Raw genomic sequence first — 15440 nt, forward strand, 5'->3', positions numbered from 1 at the left:
CCCCATGCGCCGTTCGAAAATCGTCTGTACTCTCGGCCCCGCGGTCGACTCCCACGATCAGCTTGTCGCGTTGATCGAAGCCGGCATGAACGTGGCCCGCTTCAACTTCAGCCACGGCACCCACGCCGAGCACCAGGGCCGGTACGACCGGGTCCGGGCCGCCGCCAAGGAGACCGGCCGGGCCATCGGTGTCCTCGCCGACCTCCAGGGCCCGAAGATCCGGCTGGAGACCTTCGCCGAGGGCCCCGTGGAGCTGGTGCGCGGTGACGAGTTCACCATCACCACCGAGGACGTCCCCGGCGACAAGACGATCTGCGGGACGACCTACAAGGGTCTGCCCGGCGACGTCAACAAGGGCGACCAGGTGCTCATCAACGACGGCAACGTCGAGCTGAAGGTCACCGAGGTCGAGGGCCCCCGGGTGAAGACGATCGTCATCGAGGGCGGCGTCATCTCCGACCACAAGGGCATCAACCTGCCCGGCGCGGCCGTCAACGTGCCCGCCCTGTCGGAGAAGGACATCGAGGACCTCCGCTTCGCCCTCCGGATGGGCTGCGACCTGGTCGCGCTGTCCTTCGTCCGCGACGCCAAGGACGTCCAGGACGTGCACCGCGTCATGGACGAGGAGGGCCGGCGCGTCCCGGTCATCGCCAAGGTGGAGAAGCCGCAGGCGGTGCAGAACATGGAGGACGTCGTGATGGCGTTCGACGGCGTGATGGTCGCCCGCGGTGACCTCGCCGTCGAGTACCCGCTCGAGAAGGTCCCCATGGTGCAGAAGCGCCTGATCGAGCTGTGCCGGCGCAACGCCAAGCCGGTGATCGTGGCGACCCAGATGATGGAGTCGATGATCACCAACTCCCGTCCGACCCGCGCCGAGGCCTCCGACGTGGCCAACGCGATCCTGGACGGGGCCGACGCGGTCATGCTGTCCGCCGAGTCGAGCGTGGGCGCGTACCCGATCGAGACCGTCAAGACGATGTCGAAGATCGTCACCGCGGCCGAGCAGGAGCTGATGTCCAAGGGCCTGCAGCCGCTCGTCCCGGGCAAGAAGCCGCGCACGCAGGGCGGTTCGGTGGCCCGTGCCGCCTGCGAGATCGCCGACTTCCTCGGCGGCCGCGGCCTGGTGGCCTTCACCCAGTCCGGCGACACCGCCCGCCGGCTGTCCCGCTACCGCGCGCAGCAGCCGATCATCGCCTTCACCACCGACGAGGGCACCCGCAACCAGATGGCGCTGAGCTGGGGCGTGGAGCCGTACGTGGTGCCGTTCGTGAACAGCACCGACGAGATGGTCGACCTGGTGGACCAGGAGCTGATCAAGCTCAACCGCTTCAACGCGGGTGACATCGTGGTGATCACGGCCGGTTCGCCCCCCGGTGTCCCCGGCACCACCAACATGGTGCGGGTCCACCACCTGGGCTCCGAGAGCTGATCCGCCCCAGGTTTTCGCGGGGCCGTGTACGACACCGAGGGGCGCCCCCCTGGATCCAGGGGGGCGCCCCTCGGTGTGTGCGGCTCCCGAACGGGCTCTGTGCGGCGCTCAGTCGATGTAGTTGTGCAGCCCCGGCACGTGCAGGGTCCCGCCGAACTGGCCCGCCTGCGTGACCTTCACGTTGGTGAAGTAGATCAGCGGGATGTTCAGCGGCGGCGGGTGCTCCGGGTCGAACGTGATCGGGATCAGCCCGAGCAGGTTGCCCGAGATGCTCTCGGTGTACATCACGGTGTCGCCGTCGCGGATCGTGGACGTCGAGCCCTTGGCCGCCTGCACGTGGTAGGTCTTGCCGGACTGCTTGTCCCTGACCGTCTGGTGGAGGTCACCGATGTCGGTGCCGCCGGAGATGACGTACTTCAGGACCTTCTTGACCGAGCCGCCCGCGGTGCGCACCTCGACGACGCCCTTGTAGTCGGCGCCCTTGAGCGTCAGCGAGCTGGCGTTGAGGTACCAGGGGTCGTCGGGCAGCGGCACCGTGTTGTCGACGCCGCCCTCGGCGTCGGTGGCGGCCGGGCAGTCGTCGGGGTCCGTGGTGGCGCTCGCGCTGGGGGCCGGGCTGGGCGAGGCGGTGGCCTCGGCCGCCTTCTCCTCGCCCGCCTTCCCGACGGCCTCGGTGGTGCCCTCGGCCGGCTCGGCGGGCTCCTCGGTCTTGGCCGCGGTGTCCTTGACGGTGTCCTCGGCGGCGCCGGTGGCCTTCTCGGTCGTGTCCCGGGCGGTACCACCCGTGTCCTCGGCCGGCTCCTCGGCGGTCTCGGACGCCGTGGCGGACGGGGTCGGGGTCGGGCTCGCGCTCGCCTCCGCCTTGTCGCCGCCCAGGATGCCGCCGATCGCGTCGCCGATGCCCTCCAGCAGGCCGCCGCCCTTCCCGGACGGCGAGGGGGACGGCGTGGCCGTCGCGTCGCCGCCGCCCGTGGCCGGCTCGCTGGTGGCCGGGGCGGGCGCGGGCTCGTCCTTGTCGTCGGAACCTGAATCCGGCGAAGAGGAACCGCCCTCGCTGTCGTCCGTGCCGCCCGTGCCCGTGGAGGGCGACGGCTTCGGGGCCGTGCCGCTCTGGTCGTCCTTGTCGTCACTCGCGCCGTCACTGGCCGAGGGGGACGGCGTGGGCGAGGCCGAGGCGTCGCCCTCGGGGCTCTTCCCCTCGTCCTCCAGGGCCGCCACGCAGTCCTTGTACTCGTCCACCGTCAGGCTCTTGGCCGTCGGCGTCGCCGGGTTGTTGCCGTCGGCGATGGCGAGCGTCGACGTGAAGCCCATCCCCATGAGCACCGCCGTCGGCATCGCCGCCATGGCTATCGCCTTGCCGGCCGGCCTGTTGAACCTGGTGAACAGCGGCTTCTTGGGTGCCGCGTGGCGCGGCCCGGTTCTCACACGGGACGCCTCCGCATCAGCCCCGTGGCTCACCTCGTCAGCCGGCACTGTGCCTCCCGTTCGCCCCGTTGGCCGGGTTCGTTCCTGACAGATCGTTCGGCGCGTCCAGCCCGTCCACGGGCCTGATCACCGTGGTGTCGTGGTCCGTCGCCTCGGGAGCCCCGCCCGTGCCTTCGGCGGCGTGGGTGGCGAGCTGCCCGGCGGGCGGTGCGCCCGGCGCCCAGGCGACGGCCATCGCGCCGCCCACGATGGCGAGCAGGAAGCCGATGAGGAAGCCGCCGAGGTTGGACACCGGGATGGACACCAGCGCCAGCAGGATGGCCGCGACTCCCGCGAAGACGCGGACGTGCTTCTGGAACCAGAGGCTGACGCCCAGTACGACGAGCAGCACGCCGATGATCAGGGACCCGGCGCCCGCGGTGGTCGCCATCGCCAGCGTCAGGTGACCGATCTGGAGGTTGGCGTACGGGAAGTAGGCGATGGGCAGTCCGCTGAGCAGGACGAACAGCCCGGCCCAGAACGGCCGCGTACCCCGCCAGGCGCGGAACTGCTGCCTCCGCAGAGTGAACTGGCCGCCTGCGGCAGGAGTCTCGGCGCTCATGGAAAAACAGCTCCCTGGTACGGCGTTGCTGTGGTGGTGATGTGGGCCGCGCGTGAAGACACGGCCGGAAGGTGGACGGGCGGGGGCGCCACCGGCTCCCCCGCCCGTCATCGAGTGCTTAGTAGCACTCCTTGACACCCGTCGACAGCGACATCTTCAGGCCGCTGAGCTTGAAGGTTCCGGCGGTGGTCGCCCACGCCGTCTGCTTCACGTCGGTCAGGGTCGCCCGGTCCGCCTGCTGGGCGAAGCCGTACGGGTTCGCCGTCTCGCCCTTCCTCATGGCCGGACCCTTGGTGGCGTCCTTGGCGGCCACACCGATGTCGATGTTCTCGAACGTCGCGTCCGCGCTGAGGTCGGCGACGTCGATGTAGAGGTTCTGCGCCTCGACCGGCTTGGCACCCTGACCCGCACGCAGGATCAGGCTGACGTTCCCGAGCACCGGAATGTTCGGGGTGACGACCGACTGGCAGAGGTTCTTGATCGTCGCCGACTTGAACGACGAGACCGCGACCGGGTGAACCGACTTCTTGCCGTCGAGCGTGTACCCCTCGTCGAGGGCGCCGTACTGCGAGAAGCCCTCACCGACGAGCTGGTCGGTCGTGACCTTGAACGACTGACCGGAGACGCTGAACGACGCGGCGAGAGCGCCCTGCGCGAGGGCGACACCTATCGCAGCCGTGGCGGCGACGCTGGGCACCATGACCACAGCGAACCGCTTCCATCTGGTCCCGCCACGCACCTGGGACTCCATATTTCCTCCTTCTCGGACGTACATCTCCTGTCCTGGCTCGCCCCGAGTCGCGGCTCAGCCGGGCAGGGATGGGAGAAGTGCTACGTCCTCGGGAAGGAGAGCGCCTGCACTCGGCGGCGCAACTGCGCCCGAATCACCGGCGATCACCCCCGAGCGACAACCACTGGTCGCGCCTGACACGCATCACGCACAACCCTGCTGGACAGGCTTCGCCGGACGGGCGAAGACCCCCCTGTCCAAGAGCCGGCGCCACTGCCGCCGGCTCTGCTCGGTGGGGACCCAGGACGTCCCGCGACCCAACCGGCTGCCGGGGTACGGGATTGGACCGAGCGTGGCCGATCGTGGTGCATTCTCGCCGCCCGCACAAGGGGGTTCGTTACTCGCTAGTAACGGCGGGATAACCGAACAACGACCCCTCGGTCTCGGTCGGCGACACAGGGTGGCCCGGAGGGGCGGTACAAAGCTGTTGATCGCTGGACAGAATCCGACAGATCAACGCCTGCGACTTACTCGCAGTAACAGCGGCCGCGATTGCCAAGTTTTGGCAAAGCGCGGCCGCGGTGACCCGTTGAGGGCGAACTCTTCACGCGGGCATCACCGGCCCGCGCGTTTAACGACTGGTCAGAACAGGGCGCGCGCCAGGGCCCGGCGCGCCGCGATCACCCGCGGATCCTCGGGTCCGACCACCTCGAACAGCTCCAGCAGCCGCATCCGGACCGTGTCCCGGTCGTCACCCACCGTGCGCTGCACGGTCTCGATCAGCCGGCCGAAGGCGTCCTCGACATGGCCGCCCACCAGGTCCAGGTCGGCCGCGGCGATCTGCGCCTGCACGTCGGCCGGCTTCTCGGCCGCCTCCCGGCGCACCGTCTGCGGGTCGACGCCCTGCACGCGCTGGAGCAACTCGGCTTGGGCGAGGCCCAGTTTGGCCTCCTCGTTGCCCGGGTCCTCGGCCAGCACGTTCTTGTACGCCTGGACGGCACCGCCCAGGTCCCCCGAGTCCAGCGCCTGCACGGCGGCTTCGAGGAGCCCGTCGTGCGGGCCGGCCGGCCGCTCCGGGGCCGGCCGGGCGCCGGGCTGGGCGTCGGGGTCGACGGTGAGGCCGGTCAGGCCGAAGCGCTGCTCGGCGACCTGCACCAGCTGGTCCAGGGTCTGCCGGATCTGCTCCTCGCCCGCCGCGCCCTGGAAGAGCGGCAGCGCCTGCCCGGCGACGACCGCGAAGACCGCGGGGATTCCCTGGATGCCGAACTGCTGCATCAGCATCTGGTTGGCGTCGACGTCGATCTTGGCGAGCAGGATGCGGCCGTTGTACTCGACGGCCAGCCGCTCCAGGACCGGGCTCAGCTGCTTGCAGGGCTGACACCACTCGGCCCAGAAGTCGATGACGACCGGTACTTCGGCGGACCGCTGCAGGACGTCCCGCTCGAACCCCGCCTCGTCGACGTCGATGACGAGATCGGCCGGGGAGATCGCCCCCGCCCCGCCCTCACGGGCTGCTTGGGCGCGCGCCTGCTCCGCCTTCGCCTTGGCCTCCTGGGCCGCCTTCACCGCGGCGAGGTCGACGACTCCGCTCATGGACATGTTCCGTGGCTGCATGCGTCTATCCTCCCCCGTACTGCGCGCGCGTGTGAAAAACGGTGTGAAAGCAAGGCCGGTCGGGTGCCGTTCGGCGCCGGGTCCCCACCCCGCGCCGGGTGCGCGAGGCCCGTGTACGTCCCTCACAGGCTTTCGCTACGAGTCGTAGCGTAACGCCATGCCGCACCCCCGGGACACCGCGCCCCGGTGATCTCCCTCACGGCGCCGCACGGGAACCGCCGGTTTATGGTCGGGACATGCACAGCCGCAGCCCAGCCAGCCGCACCGGGCGCCCGCGCAGCGCCGCGGCGGACGCCGCGATCCTGGCCGCCACGCGGGAGGCGCTCGTGGACCTGGGCTGGTCCAAGCTCACGCTGGGAGACGTCGCGACCCGCGCCGGGGTCGCGAAGACGACGCTCTACCGCCGCTGGGCGGGCAAGAACGAACTGGTCGTCGACGCGGTCGCCGAACTCTTCGACGCACTGGAACTGCCCGACCGCGGCTCCCTGGCGGCGGACATCGAGGGCGTGGTCTCGCAGTTCGCCACCATCCTGACCCTGCCCGAGGCGAAGAGCGGCCTGATGGCGGTGGTGGCGGAGGCCACCCGCGACGAGGCCCTGCGCGAACGCGTCCGCGCCTCGGTCGTCGACCGGCAGAAGCGCCTGGTCCTCCAGGGCCGCGCCCGGGCCCAGGCGAGAGGCGAACTCCCGCCGGAACCGGACCCCGGCGCGGCCGCCCGGACGGTGGACCTGATCTTCGACATGGTGGCGGGTGCGGTGGTCCACCGCACCCTGGTGAGCGGGGAGCCGGTGGACGAGGAGTGGGTCCACGGCTTCACGAGGGTGCTGCTGAACGGCCTCGCTCAGAAGCCGGCCGGCTCCGTGTAGACCCCCCACTCGTCCCGCAGCACCCCGCAGATCTCGCCGAGCGTGGCCTCGGCGCGCACCGCGTCGAGCATCGGCTCGATCATGTTGGAGCCGTCGCGGGCGGCGGCGAGCATCGCGTCCAGCGCGGCCCGCACCGCCGCGTCGTCGCGGGCCGACTTCCGCTCGGCAAGGACGCGCACCTGCTCGCGCTCCACCTCGTGGCTGACCCGCAGGATCTCCAGGTCGCCGGTCACCGAGCCGGTGTGGACGTTCACACCGACGACCTTCTTGTCGCCCTTCTCCAGGGCCTGCTGGTACCGGAACGCCGACTCGGCGATCTCCCCGGTGAACCAGCCGTCCTCGATGCCGCGCAGGATGCCGGAGGTGATCGGGCCGATGGGGTGCCGCCCGTCGGGGTGCGCCCGCAGGCCCCGCTCCCTGATCTGCTCGAAGATCTTCTCCGCGTCGGCCTCGATGCGGTCGGTCAGCTGCTCGACGTACCAGGAACCGCCCAGCGGGTCGGCGACGTTGGCGACGCCGGTCTCCTCCATCAGCACCTGCTGCGTGCGCAGCGCGATCTCGGCGGCCTGCTCGCTCGGCAGGGCGAGGGTCTCGTCGAGGGCGTTGGTGTGCAGTGAGTTCGTCCCGCCGAGCACGGCGGCCAGGGCCTCCACGGCCGTCCGTACGACGTTGTTGTACGGCTGCTGCGCGGTGAGGGAGACGCCGGCGGTCTGCGTGTGGAAGCGCAGCCACTGGGCCTTCTCGGACTTCGCGCCGTAGACGTCCCGCATCCAGCGGGCCCAGATCCGGCGGGCCGCGCGGAACTTGGCGATCTCCTCGAAGAAGTCGACGTGCGCGTCGAAGAAGAAGGACAGGCCGGGGGCGAAGACGTCGACGTCCAGGCCGCGCGAGAGGCCCAGCTCCACGTACCCGAAGCCGTCCGCCAGGGTGTAGGCCAGTTCCTGCGCGGCCGTCGCCCCGGCCTCGCGGATGTGGTAGCCGGAGACCGACAGCGGCTTGTACGCGGGGATGCCGGCCGCGCAGTGCTCCATCAGGTCGCCGATGAGCCGCAGGTGCGGCTCGGGCTGGAACAGCCACTCCTTCTGGGCGATGTACTCCTTGAAGATGTCCGTCTGGAGCGTGCCGTTCAGCACGGACGGGTCGACGCCCTGCCGCTCGGCGGCGACCAGGTACATGCAGAAGACCGGGACGGCCGGGCCGCTGATGGTCATGGACGTCGTGACGTCGCCGAGCGGGATGTCCTTGAACAGGACCTCCATGTCGGCGGCCGAGTCGATGGCCACGCCGCAGTGCCCGACCTCGCCCAGCGAGCGCGGGTCGTCGGAGTCGCGGCCCATCAGGGTCGGCATGTCGAAGGCGACCGAGAGCCCGCCGCCGCCGTTGCGGAGGATCATCTTGTAGCGCTCGTTGGTCTGCTCGGCGTTGCCGAACCCGGCGAACTGCCGGATCGTCCACGTCCGCCCTCGGTAGCCGGTGGCGTACAGGCCGCGGGTGAAGGGGTACTCCCCCGGCCAGCCGATCCGTTCGAAGCCCTCGTAGGTGTCCCCGGGCCGGGGCCCGTACACGGGCTCCACGGCATCGCCGGAGAGCGTCGTGAAGTCGGCCTCGCGCTTGCGCGCGGCGTCGTAGCGGGCCTGCCAGCGACGGCGGCCTTCTTCTATGGCGTGAGCGTCCATACCCTCGAATTTACTAGGACGTCCTAGTAAATGTCGATGGCAGACCGCCGTACGTTGCTCCGTACGGCGGTGCGGTTACGCCTTGACGGGCGCGGGCGCGTCCTCCGCGACCCGTCCCCGCAGCTCGTGGCTGATCCTGCGCTCCACGAAGAAGGCGGCCGTGGGGATGGTGCCGGCGAGCAGCACCCACAGCTGCTTGGCGACCGGCCACTTCGCCTTGGAGCCCAGGTCGAAGGCGAAGACCAGGTACACGACGTAGAGCCAGCCGTGCGCGATGCTGACGACGCGCGTGAAGTCGGCCGCGCCGTCCAGGTCGAGCACATACTTGCCGATCATGCCCAGGGTCAGCAGGACCAGCAGCACGCCGGTGACGTAGGCCATCACGCGGTAGCGGGTCAGCACGCTCTTTTTCATGCCGTCGAGCGTAACCACCCGTTCCGGGGGATCTCGCCCCGGGTCACTGCTCCTCGAAGTCCCCCGCGGCGACCCGCAGCGGACGCAGCATCGCGAAGATCTCCGCGCACTCCTCGGCGTCGTACACCCCGAGCCCGAAGTCCATCGCCATCAGGTCGCGGGTGGCCGACTCGACGACCTCGCGGCCCTTGTCGGTGATGCTGGCGAGGGTGCCCCGGCCGTCGTTCGGGTTGGGCCGCTTGGCGACCAGACCGGACCTCACGAGGCGGTCCACGGTGTTCGTCACGGAGGTGGGGTGCACCATGAGCCGCTCGCCGATCTTGGACATCGGCAGCTCACCCGACTTGGAGAAGGTGAGCAGCACCAGCGCCTCGTAGCGCGCGAACGTCAGCCCGTACGGCTTGACCACCGCGTCGACCTCGGCCAGGAGGATCTGCTGGGCGCGCATGATCGAGGTGATCGCGGCCATGGACGGCACGTTTCCCCAGCGCTGCTTCCAGCGTTCGTCGGCGCGCGCGATCGGGTCGAAGGAGAGACTGAGCGGCTTCGGCACGGTCCAGACCTTACCGGCCGGTCACATGGTGGTCAGCTCCGTCTCGCCCTTCGGTCGGGCCGCCTGCAGGTGCGGTCGGGTCATGTCCTTTCCGCTGGGATTCCTGCCGGTGTGTCACGATTGCCTTCGGTTCGTCACCCACCGTCACCACCCTCCAGGGAGCGGCATGACTCGGCTGATCCACGCCCTCGCGGCCCTCGCGGTGCTCGGTCTCGCCGCGGGCTGCACGTCCGCGCACCGCGACGAAGCCGCCACCGACGTCGACACCACGCAGGCCGGCTACGCGGCCTCCCCGTTCTGGGTGGACCCCGACAGCCCCGCCGCCCGCCAGGCACGGCTCTGGCAGCAGCAGGGCCGGGAGGGGGACGCCGCGCTGATCAAGCGGATCGCCGACCAGCCGGTCGCGCTGTGGCCGGCCGGTGAGATCGACCCGGCCCCGATGGTCCGGGCGGCCGCCTCCGCCGCGAGCCGGGAGGGCAAGACGGCGGTCTTCGTCGCCTACAACATCCCGCACCGGGACTGCGGCCAGCACTCGGCGGGCGGGGCGGCGGACGCGAACGCCTACCGGGCCTGGATCGGGAAGTTCGCGGACGCCCTCGGCGAGGCCGACGCCCTGGTCGTCCTGGAACCGGACGCGGTCGCGCACGTCGTGGACGGATGCACTCCCGGCGAGTACCACGCCGAGCGCGAGCAGCTGCTGGGCGAGGCCATCACCCGGCTGAAGCAGCAGCCGAACACCAAGGTCTACCTGGACGCGGGCAACGCGGACTGGATCCGGGAGACGCAGAAGCTGGTCGAGCCGCTGAAGCGGGCCGGGATCGCCAAGGCCGACGGCTTCGCCCTCAACGTCTCCAACTTCCAGACCAACGAGGTCACCACCGACTACGGCGGCCGGCTCGCCGAGGCCCTCGGCGGCAAGCACTTCGTCGTCGACACCAGCCGCAACGGCAACGGCCCCCTGCCCGGCGCCTGGTGCAACCCGCCGGGCCGGGCGCTCGGCACCCCGCCCACCACCGCCACCGGCCGGCCCGTCGTCGACGCCTACCTGTGGATCAAGCGGCCCGGCGAGTCGGACGGGACCTGCGAGGGCGGGCCGGCCGCCGGGCGCTGGTGGCCGGAGTACGCCCTGGAGCTGGCGCGCAACACCAAGGGCTGACCGGGCCGCCCGCTCACTCCACGTGGACCCACTTGGCCTTGGAGGGCGTGCCCTCGGCGTCCGTCACGAACAGCATGTACCAGCCGGGCGGCACGAGGGCGGGGTCGCGCGGCACGTCGAACGTCACCGTGCCGCCCTTCCTGGTGACCTCCAGCTCGATGGAGCGCTGTTCGACGTCCGTGGTGTGCGTGACCGCGCTGGGCCGCATCAGCCGGGCCGCGGCCACGCGCTCCGGGTGGTCCGTGCGGAACGTGATGCGGTGGTCCTCGTCCAGTGTCCGCGGCCCGTCCTTCAGCACGGGGCGCTTCAGGGCGTTCTTGTGCAGCGCGGGCGGGGTGAAGACCTCCATGCGCTGCTCGAAGTGGCCCAGCTTGGTGTTCTGCTGGTCGTCGAAGAGGGGGTCGGAGCCGAAGGTGGCGATCCGCCCGTCGGGCAGCAGCAGCGCCTCGGAGTGGTAGTTGCGGCCCACCTTGGGCGCGGCGGCCTCCCGGAAGGCGTTGGCCTTCGGGTCGTAGAACTGCGCCCGGAGGATGTTGCTGGCGCTGCGGCCTCGGTAGTCCTTGGACCCGTTGGACGTGAACACGGTGTCGTCCGGCATGATCACGCTGTTCAGGTAGCGGGTGCCCTGCGGCAGGTCGGGGCCGGTCTCGAAGGCCGGGTTGTCCTTCTTCAGATCGACCACGGCCGTGCGCGGCGTGGACTTCCTGGACTCTCCGACGCCGCCCCCGCCGAGGATCATCACCTTCTGGTCCTGTGCGGGGGGCAGCAGGACGGAGGCCGAGGTCTCGGTCTGGTCGATGTCCTTCAGGCCCGGAACCTTCCGGAACGTGTTGGTCTCCAGGTCCCACAGGCCCGGCTCGCGCCCCTGGTCGGCGGGCCCGTACCCGGCGTTGGAGGCCGAGTAGAACAGCTTGCCGCCCTTGGTGAGGAACAGGGCGGGGTACGTCGGGAAGTAGCGCTTGGGGCCGGGTGACCACTTCTTGGTCTCCGGGTCGTAGATCTCGTTGTCGCCCGGGTCGATCATGCCGACGTCGTCGAGGCCGGACACCGCGAGGACCCGGCCGTCGTCCAGGCCGACGAGCGTCGGGTACCAGCGGGCCTTGTCCATCGGGTCGACCGGCACGTACTTCTCGGCCTTCGGGTCGAACTCGTAGGCGGCGCGGATGCCCTGGAAGTCCTGCTTGTCGAGGGTGATCTTCTCCGACAGGCCGTAGACGTTGTCGGCGGCCCGGCCCTTGAGGCCGACGACCGAGTACTGCGCCTGCTTCCGGGCGACCGACCGCTTGCCCTTCTTGACGGCCTCCACGAAGACGCGGGCCTCGCTGGCGGTGACCTTGGTCTTCCAGGGCTGCATCACCCCGCGGCTGTTGTACGTGACCTTGAAGGTGCGCTTGGCCTTGGGGACGGTGACGTCGAACCGGGTGACGTACTCGACGCCCGAGGGGGAGCGGAAGCGGGTGCCCTTCTTCAGGTGCACCGCCTTGTCGGGGCTCTCGTTCTTCACGCGCATGCCGCCGCCGGCCCGGGTCACCTCGCCGTCCAGCAGTTCGTAGCGCGCGGTGCCGCCGGCCACCAGCAGGCGTCCGTCGGGCAGTTGGGCGTGACCGGCGCAGAAGAAGTCCTCCGGGGTGGGGACCTTCTTGAAGGTGTTCTTCTCCGGGTCCCACAGGACCGTGTCGAACTCGCCCTTGTCGAACTTGCGCTGCTCGTTGCCCGACCCGGCGACGATCAGCACCTTGCCGGTGTGCAGCAGGGCGGCGTGGATGGCGTTGGTGCGGTACTCCTCGGGGATGTCGACCTGGTCCCAGGAGCCGTACTTCGCCTTGTAGCCGGGCTGGGCGATCTTGTACTCGTGGTACTGCGTGGAGGCGAAGTCCAGCGCGGCCGGGGCGTTCAGGCCCGCCAGGACCGCGATGCCGCCGATGCCCAGGACGGTCTTCTTGGTCTTCTGTGAGGGCTGGTACGCCATGGGCTAGTTGCCTCCTGTCGTGGTGCCGGTCGCGGGGGCCGCCGCCGGGGACACGGTGGCGAGCGCCGGGGCGGGCTCCTTGGATTCGGGCACGCGCGCGTGCGTGGGGGTGACGGCGGGCGCCTGCGCGGACTGCGGGGCCCGCTGGGGCCGCGGCCGGCGCTCCCGGTACTCCTTGAGGAGGGTCACGGCCCACACCCCGGCCGGGGCCAGGGAGATGGCCATGGCGAGGACGGCCCAGGTGCGCATCGCGGCGTGGGTGTGGTCCAGGACGATCGAGACGGCCAGGGACGTGGCCAGCAGGGCGGCCCAGAAGAGGTGGATGCGGAAGGTGGCCGGCCGGTCGGGGCTGGCGTCGCCGCCCTTGGGCGTGACGACGAAGCGGCTGGGGCGGCGCAGCAGGGCCTCGCCGAGGGACTTGAGGTAGATCGGCGCGGACAGGGCCGACATCGCCATGCCGGCCAGGCCGCCGGAGCCCTCGGGTTCGTGCGGGGAGACGTTGTGCCGGCGGTTCCACAGGTACAGGCCGACCTGGAGGGCGGCGGCGTCGCTGTACAGCATCATCCACACCGAGGCGGAGACCTGGGTGCCGGAGGCGCCGAACCAGAGGAACAGGACGCAGCTGAGGATGCCGAGCAGCCAGTTGACGGCCGTCATCGGGTAGTAGACGAGCATCAGCGTGTAGGACAGCAGGCGGCCCGGGGGCATGCTGAAGGGCGCCTTCCAGTACTGCTTCAGGAGCGTCTCGTAGGTGCCGCGCGACCAGCGCATCTGCTGGGTGAAGAAGTCGGTCCAGGAGGCGGGGCCCTCACCGACGGCGAGCACGTCCGGGGTGTAGACGGAGCGCCAGTGGTGGCCGGTGGCCGGGTTGCGGTGGCGGTGGATCTCGAAGCCGGTGGCCATGTCCTCGGTGATGGAGTCGTACAGGCCGCCGATCTGCTTGAGGGTGGAGATCCGTACGACGTTGTTGGTGCCGACGAACATGGGGGCGCGGTAGCGGTTGCCGGCGCGCTGGATCAGGGCGTGGAAGAGGAACTGCTGGGACTCGGCGGCCTTGGTGACGGGGTTGTGGTAGTTGCCGTACACCTGCGGGCCGACGACGAAGGCGACGTCCGGGTCGCGGAAGTAGCCCATCATCCGTTCCAGGAAGTCCGGGAGCGGGACGTGGTCGGTGTCGACGGACGCGAAGAAGTCGTAGGCGTCGCCGTGCATGGCGATCCAGGCGTTGTAGTTCCCGTGCTTGGTGCGGGCCTTGTGGACCCCTTCGGAGCGGTTCCACTCGGGGACGCCGAGCCGGGTGAAGTGCCGCACGCCGAGCTCCGCGCACAGGGCCTTGGCGTCGTCGTCGTCGCCCTCGTCGAGGAGCCAGACGTCGAGGGGGCCGGTGTGGTGGATGCGGACGGCGCCCTCCAGGGTCGCGCGGACCATGGAGAGGGGTTCCTTGCCCGGGACGTAGGTGGTGAGGAAGGCGACGCGGGTGCCGGGTTCGGGGACCACGGGCACGGGGTCGCGGGCGACCATCGTGGCGTGGGCGACCGAGGCGACGTTGACGAGCATGAACAGTTCGATGAGGCCGATCGAGAGCAGCATGGTGATGTCGAGCCCGACGAGCCAGCGTTCGCCGCCCTCGCGTTCCACCCAGTGGGTGGGCCAGACGAGGTAGACCAGCAGGGCGCCGGTCAGCAGCGGGGCGAGGCACATCAGGAGGACGGCTCGTATTCGGCGGGGCTCGCGGGCGAGGAGCGAGGCGTACTGCACCCGGTACGCCTCACCGGACGGCTCCGTGAGCGGTCCGGCGAGTCGGCTGTGGGAGTCGTAGTCGTAGCCCTCCGGCCGCACAGCGCCCTCCAGATGGTTGAGACCTGATCGAAGCGCAATACCCCGATACCCATACGAAAGTGGACCTTTGGTGCGGTGTCGAACTGGGGGCGTCCAGGCGGGTGGGGCGCTGGCGGCCGGACGGTGGTGGGGGCTTCGCCTTCGCGGTGTGGGTGGCTTCGCCTTCGCGGTGTGGGTGGCTTCGCCTTCGCGGTGTGGGTGGGTCGGGGCCGCGCCGGGGGGAGCGGACGCGTCGTGCTTCCGCCCTGGCTGCGGGCAGCCGTGCCGCCGGGGGCGATGGGGGTCCTTCTGCTCGAGCGAAGCCGAGAGCTCGGGGGAGGGTGGGCACAGCCGCACCCCGCCGCGCCGGATCGCGTGACCCCCCGGGCACTGACGCCGGGTACGCGAAAACCCCGGTTCTCGGAAGAACCGGGGTTTCGTCTGCGTCGAAAGATCCGGCGGGGCTACTCCGCGAGATGCCGCTCCACCGTCTCCACCTTGGACGTGAGGCCGTCCGTCACGCCCGGGCGGATGTCCGCCTTCAGGACGAGGGAGACCCTCGGCGCGCGGCGCTCCACCGCGGCGACCGCGCGGCGGACGACGTCCATCACCTCGTCCCACTCCCCCTCCACGGACGTGAACATCGCGTCCGTCCGGTTCGGCAGCCCGGACTCCCGCACCACCCGCACGGCGTCGGCGACGTACTCCCCCACGTCCTCACCGACCCCCAGCGGCGTCACGGAGAAGGCGACGATCACGCGTTCACCACGCCTTCGTTGCGCGCCCGGGACGCGATGACCGCGTCCTCGGCCTCACGCCGCAGCCTGCGCTCCGCGAAGAACCCGCCGGCCGGCAGCACCGAGAGCACGAAGTACAGCGCGGCCGTCTGCAGCGGCCACTTCGCCCGGTTCCACGCGTCCGCCCAGAAGATCACGTACAGCACGAACAGCGCCCCGTGCACCGCTCCCATCACCGGCACGGCGTTGAAGTCGGTGGTCCGCTTCAGCACCGAGCAGACCAGCAGGAGCAGGAACGAGATCGCCTCGGGGGCCGAGACCAGGCGGAGGCGGCGGAGGGAGGTGGCGGTCTTGAGGTCCACGGGTCACCTTCGGTGGGAGAGAACGGTTTGTGAACGCACGCACAAGCGTCCCGCCCATTGTGGCAAACCGCCGGGGACCCCGGTCCGTAG

General features: G+C 70.5%; 14 protein-coding genes. 3 read left to right on the plus strand and 11 right to left on the minus strand.

Annotation, left to right across the window (positions count from 1 at the left end; genetic code table 11):
- Positions 1-4 precede the first annotated feature (4 nt).
- On the plus strand, positions 5-1429 hold the full coding sequence (gene pyk, locus RIN80_RS04905) for a pyruvate kinase (protein WP_309094237.1): 1425 nt from the start codon (positions 5-7) through the stop codon (positions 1427-1429).
- Between the two features lie 108 nt (positions 1430-1537).
- Here pyk and RIN80_RS04910 read toward each other — a convergent pair whose 3' ends face one another.
- From RIN80_RS04910 to RIN80_RS04925, 4 genes are all read right to left on the minus strand, one after another.
- Entirely contained in the window at positions 1538-2902 is a 1365-nt protein-coding gene (locus RIN80_RS04910) for a hypothetical protein (RefSeq protein WP_309094238.1), read from the minus strand.
- A complete protein-coding gene (locus RIN80_RS04915) occupies positions 2892-3455 on the minus strand; it encodes a DUF6114 domain-containing protein (RefSeq protein ID WP_309094239.1) in 564 nt (187 codons plus the stop codon). Before RIN80_RS04915 ends, RIN80_RS04910 begins: the two co-directional genes overlap by 11 nt.
- Positions 3456-3573: 118 nt before the next feature.
- Entirely contained in the window at positions 3574-4206 is a 633-nt protein-coding gene (locus RIN80_RS04920) for a DUF6230 family protein (protein ID WP_094055872.1), read from the minus strand.
- Between the two features lie 621 nt (positions 4207-4827).
- Positions 4828-5799, minus strand: a complete 972-nt coding sequence (locus RIN80_RS04925; protein WP_309094240.1) for a tetratricopeptide repeat protein — start codon at positions 5797-5799, stop codon at positions 4828-4830.
- 236 nt (positions 5800-6035) lie between these two features.
- Here RIN80_RS04925 and RIN80_RS04930 point away from each other — a divergent pair, with 236 nt between their 5' ends.
- The gene (locus tag RIN80_RS04930; RefSeq protein ID WP_309094241.1) at positions 6036-6665 is read left to right on the plus strand and encodes a TetR/AcrR family transcriptional regulator; all 630 of its coding nucleotides are present in this window, start codon (positions 6036-6038) and stop codon (positions 6663-6665) included.
- On the opposite strand, the gene RIN80_RS04935 is transcribed toward RIN80_RS04930, so the two are convergent.
- The 3 genes from RIN80_RS04935 to RIN80_RS04945 all read right to left on the minus strand — a co-directional run bounded on the left by RIN80_RS04935 (position 6641) and on the right by RIN80_RS04945 (position 9308).
- Complete coding sequence (locus RIN80_RS04935; RefSeq protein ID WP_309094242.1) at positions 6641-8341, minus strand: methylmalonyl-CoA mutase family protein; 1701 nt, start codon at positions 8339-8341, stop codon at positions 6641-6643. The two genes, RIN80_RS04930 and RIN80_RS04935, sit on opposite strands and share 25 nt — an antisense overlap.
- Before the next feature lie 75 nt (positions 8342-8416).
- Positions 8417-8755 carry a DUF3817 domain-containing protein gene (locus RIN80_RS04940; protein WP_309094243.1) on the minus strand — a complete coding sequence of 113 codons (339 nt, stop codon included), beginning with the start codon at positions 8753-8755 and terminating at the stop codon, positions 8417-8419.
- A gap of 43 nt (positions 8756-8798) precedes the next feature.
- Complete coding sequence (locus RIN80_RS04945) at positions 8799-9308, minus strand: MarR family transcriptional regulator (RefSeq protein ID WP_309094244.1); 510 nt, start codon at positions 9306-9308, stop codon at positions 8799-8801.
- 166 nt (positions 9309-9474) lie between these two features.
- On the opposite strand from RIN80_RS04945, the gene RIN80_RS04950 reads away from it, so the two are divergent.
- A complete protein-coding gene (locus RIN80_RS04950; RefSeq protein WP_309094245.1) occupies positions 9475-10464 on the plus strand; it encodes a glycoside hydrolase family 6 protein in 990 nt (329 codons plus the stop codon).
- 13 nt (positions 10465-10477) lie between these two features.
- Here the strand turns inward: RIN80_RS04950 and RIN80_RS04955 are convergent, their stop codons facing one another.
- The 4 genes from RIN80_RS04955 to RIN80_RS04970 form a co-directional block, all read right to left on the minus strand.
- Complete coding sequence (locus RIN80_RS04955; protein WP_309094246.1) at positions 10478-12433, minus strand: kelch motif-containing protein; 1956 nt, start codon at positions 12431-12433, stop codon at positions 10478-10480.
- 3 nt (positions 12434-12436) lie between these two features.
- A complete protein-coding gene (locus RIN80_RS04960) occupies positions 12437-14272 on the minus strand; it encodes a cellulose synthase catalytic subunit (RefSeq protein ID WP_309094247.1) in 1836 nt (611 codons plus the stop codon).
- A gap of 443 nt (positions 14273-14715) precedes the next feature.
- Complete coding sequence (locus tag RIN80_RS04965) at positions 14716-15009, minus strand: MTH1187 family thiamine-binding protein (RefSeq protein WP_030854324.1); 294 nt, start codon at positions 15007-15009, stop codon at positions 14716-14718.
- Complete coding sequence (locus RIN80_RS04970; RefSeq protein WP_309094248.1) at positions 15006-15350, minus strand: DUF3817 domain-containing protein; 345 nt, start codon at positions 15348-15350, stop codon at positions 15006-15008. Before RIN80_RS04970 ends, RIN80_RS04965 begins: the two co-directional genes overlap by 4 nt.
- Between the last annotated feature and the right edge of the window lie 90 nt (positions 15351-15440).

The sequence above is a fragment of the Streptomyces sp. genome (assembly GCF_031181705.1).
Lineage (GTDB): Bacteria > Actinomycetota > Actinomycetes > Streptomycetales > Streptomycetaceae > Streptomyces.

What these genes read in the sequence shown, in the direction of transcription:
- pyk (WP_309094237.1), top strand. Translation starts at nt 5, where the DNA reads ATGCGCCGTTCGAAAATCGTCTGTACTCTCGGCCCCGCGGTCGACTCC.
- RIN80_RS04915 (WP_309094239.1), bottom strand. Translation starts at nt 3,455, where the DNA reads ATGAGCGCCGAGACTCCTGCCGCAGGCGGCCAGTTCACTCTGCGGAGG.
- RIN80_RS04920 (WP_094055872.1), bottom strand. Translation starts at nt 4,206, where the DNA reads ATGGAGTCCCAGGTGCGTGGCGGGACCAGATGGAAGCGGTTCGCTGTG.
- RIN80_RS04925 (WP_309094240.1), bottom strand. Translation starts at nt 5,799, where the DNA reads ATGCAGCCACGGAACATGTCCATGAGCGGAGTCGTCGACCTCGCCGCG.
- RIN80_RS04930 (WP_309094241.1), top strand. Translation starts at nt 6,036, where the DNA reads ATGCACAGCCGCAGCCCAGCCAGCCGCACCGGGCGCCCGCGCAGCGCC.
- RIN80_RS04935 (WP_309094242.1), bottom strand. Translation starts at nt 8,341, where the DNA reads ATGGACGCTCACGCCATAGAAGAAGGCCGCCGTCGCTGGCAGGCCCGC.
- RIN80_RS04940 (WP_309094243.1), bottom strand. Translation starts at nt 8,755, where the DNA reads ATGAAAAAGAGCGTGCTGACCCGCTACCGCGTGATGGCCTACGTCACC.
- RIN80_RS04950 (WP_309094245.1), top strand. Translation starts at nt 9,475, where the DNA reads ATGACTCGGCTGATCCACGCCCTCGCGGCCCTCGCGGTGCTCGGTCTC.
- RIN80_RS04955 (WP_309094246.1), bottom strand. Translation starts at nt 12,433, where the DNA reads ATGGCGTACCAGCCCTCACAGAAGACCAAGAAGACCGTCCTGGGCATC.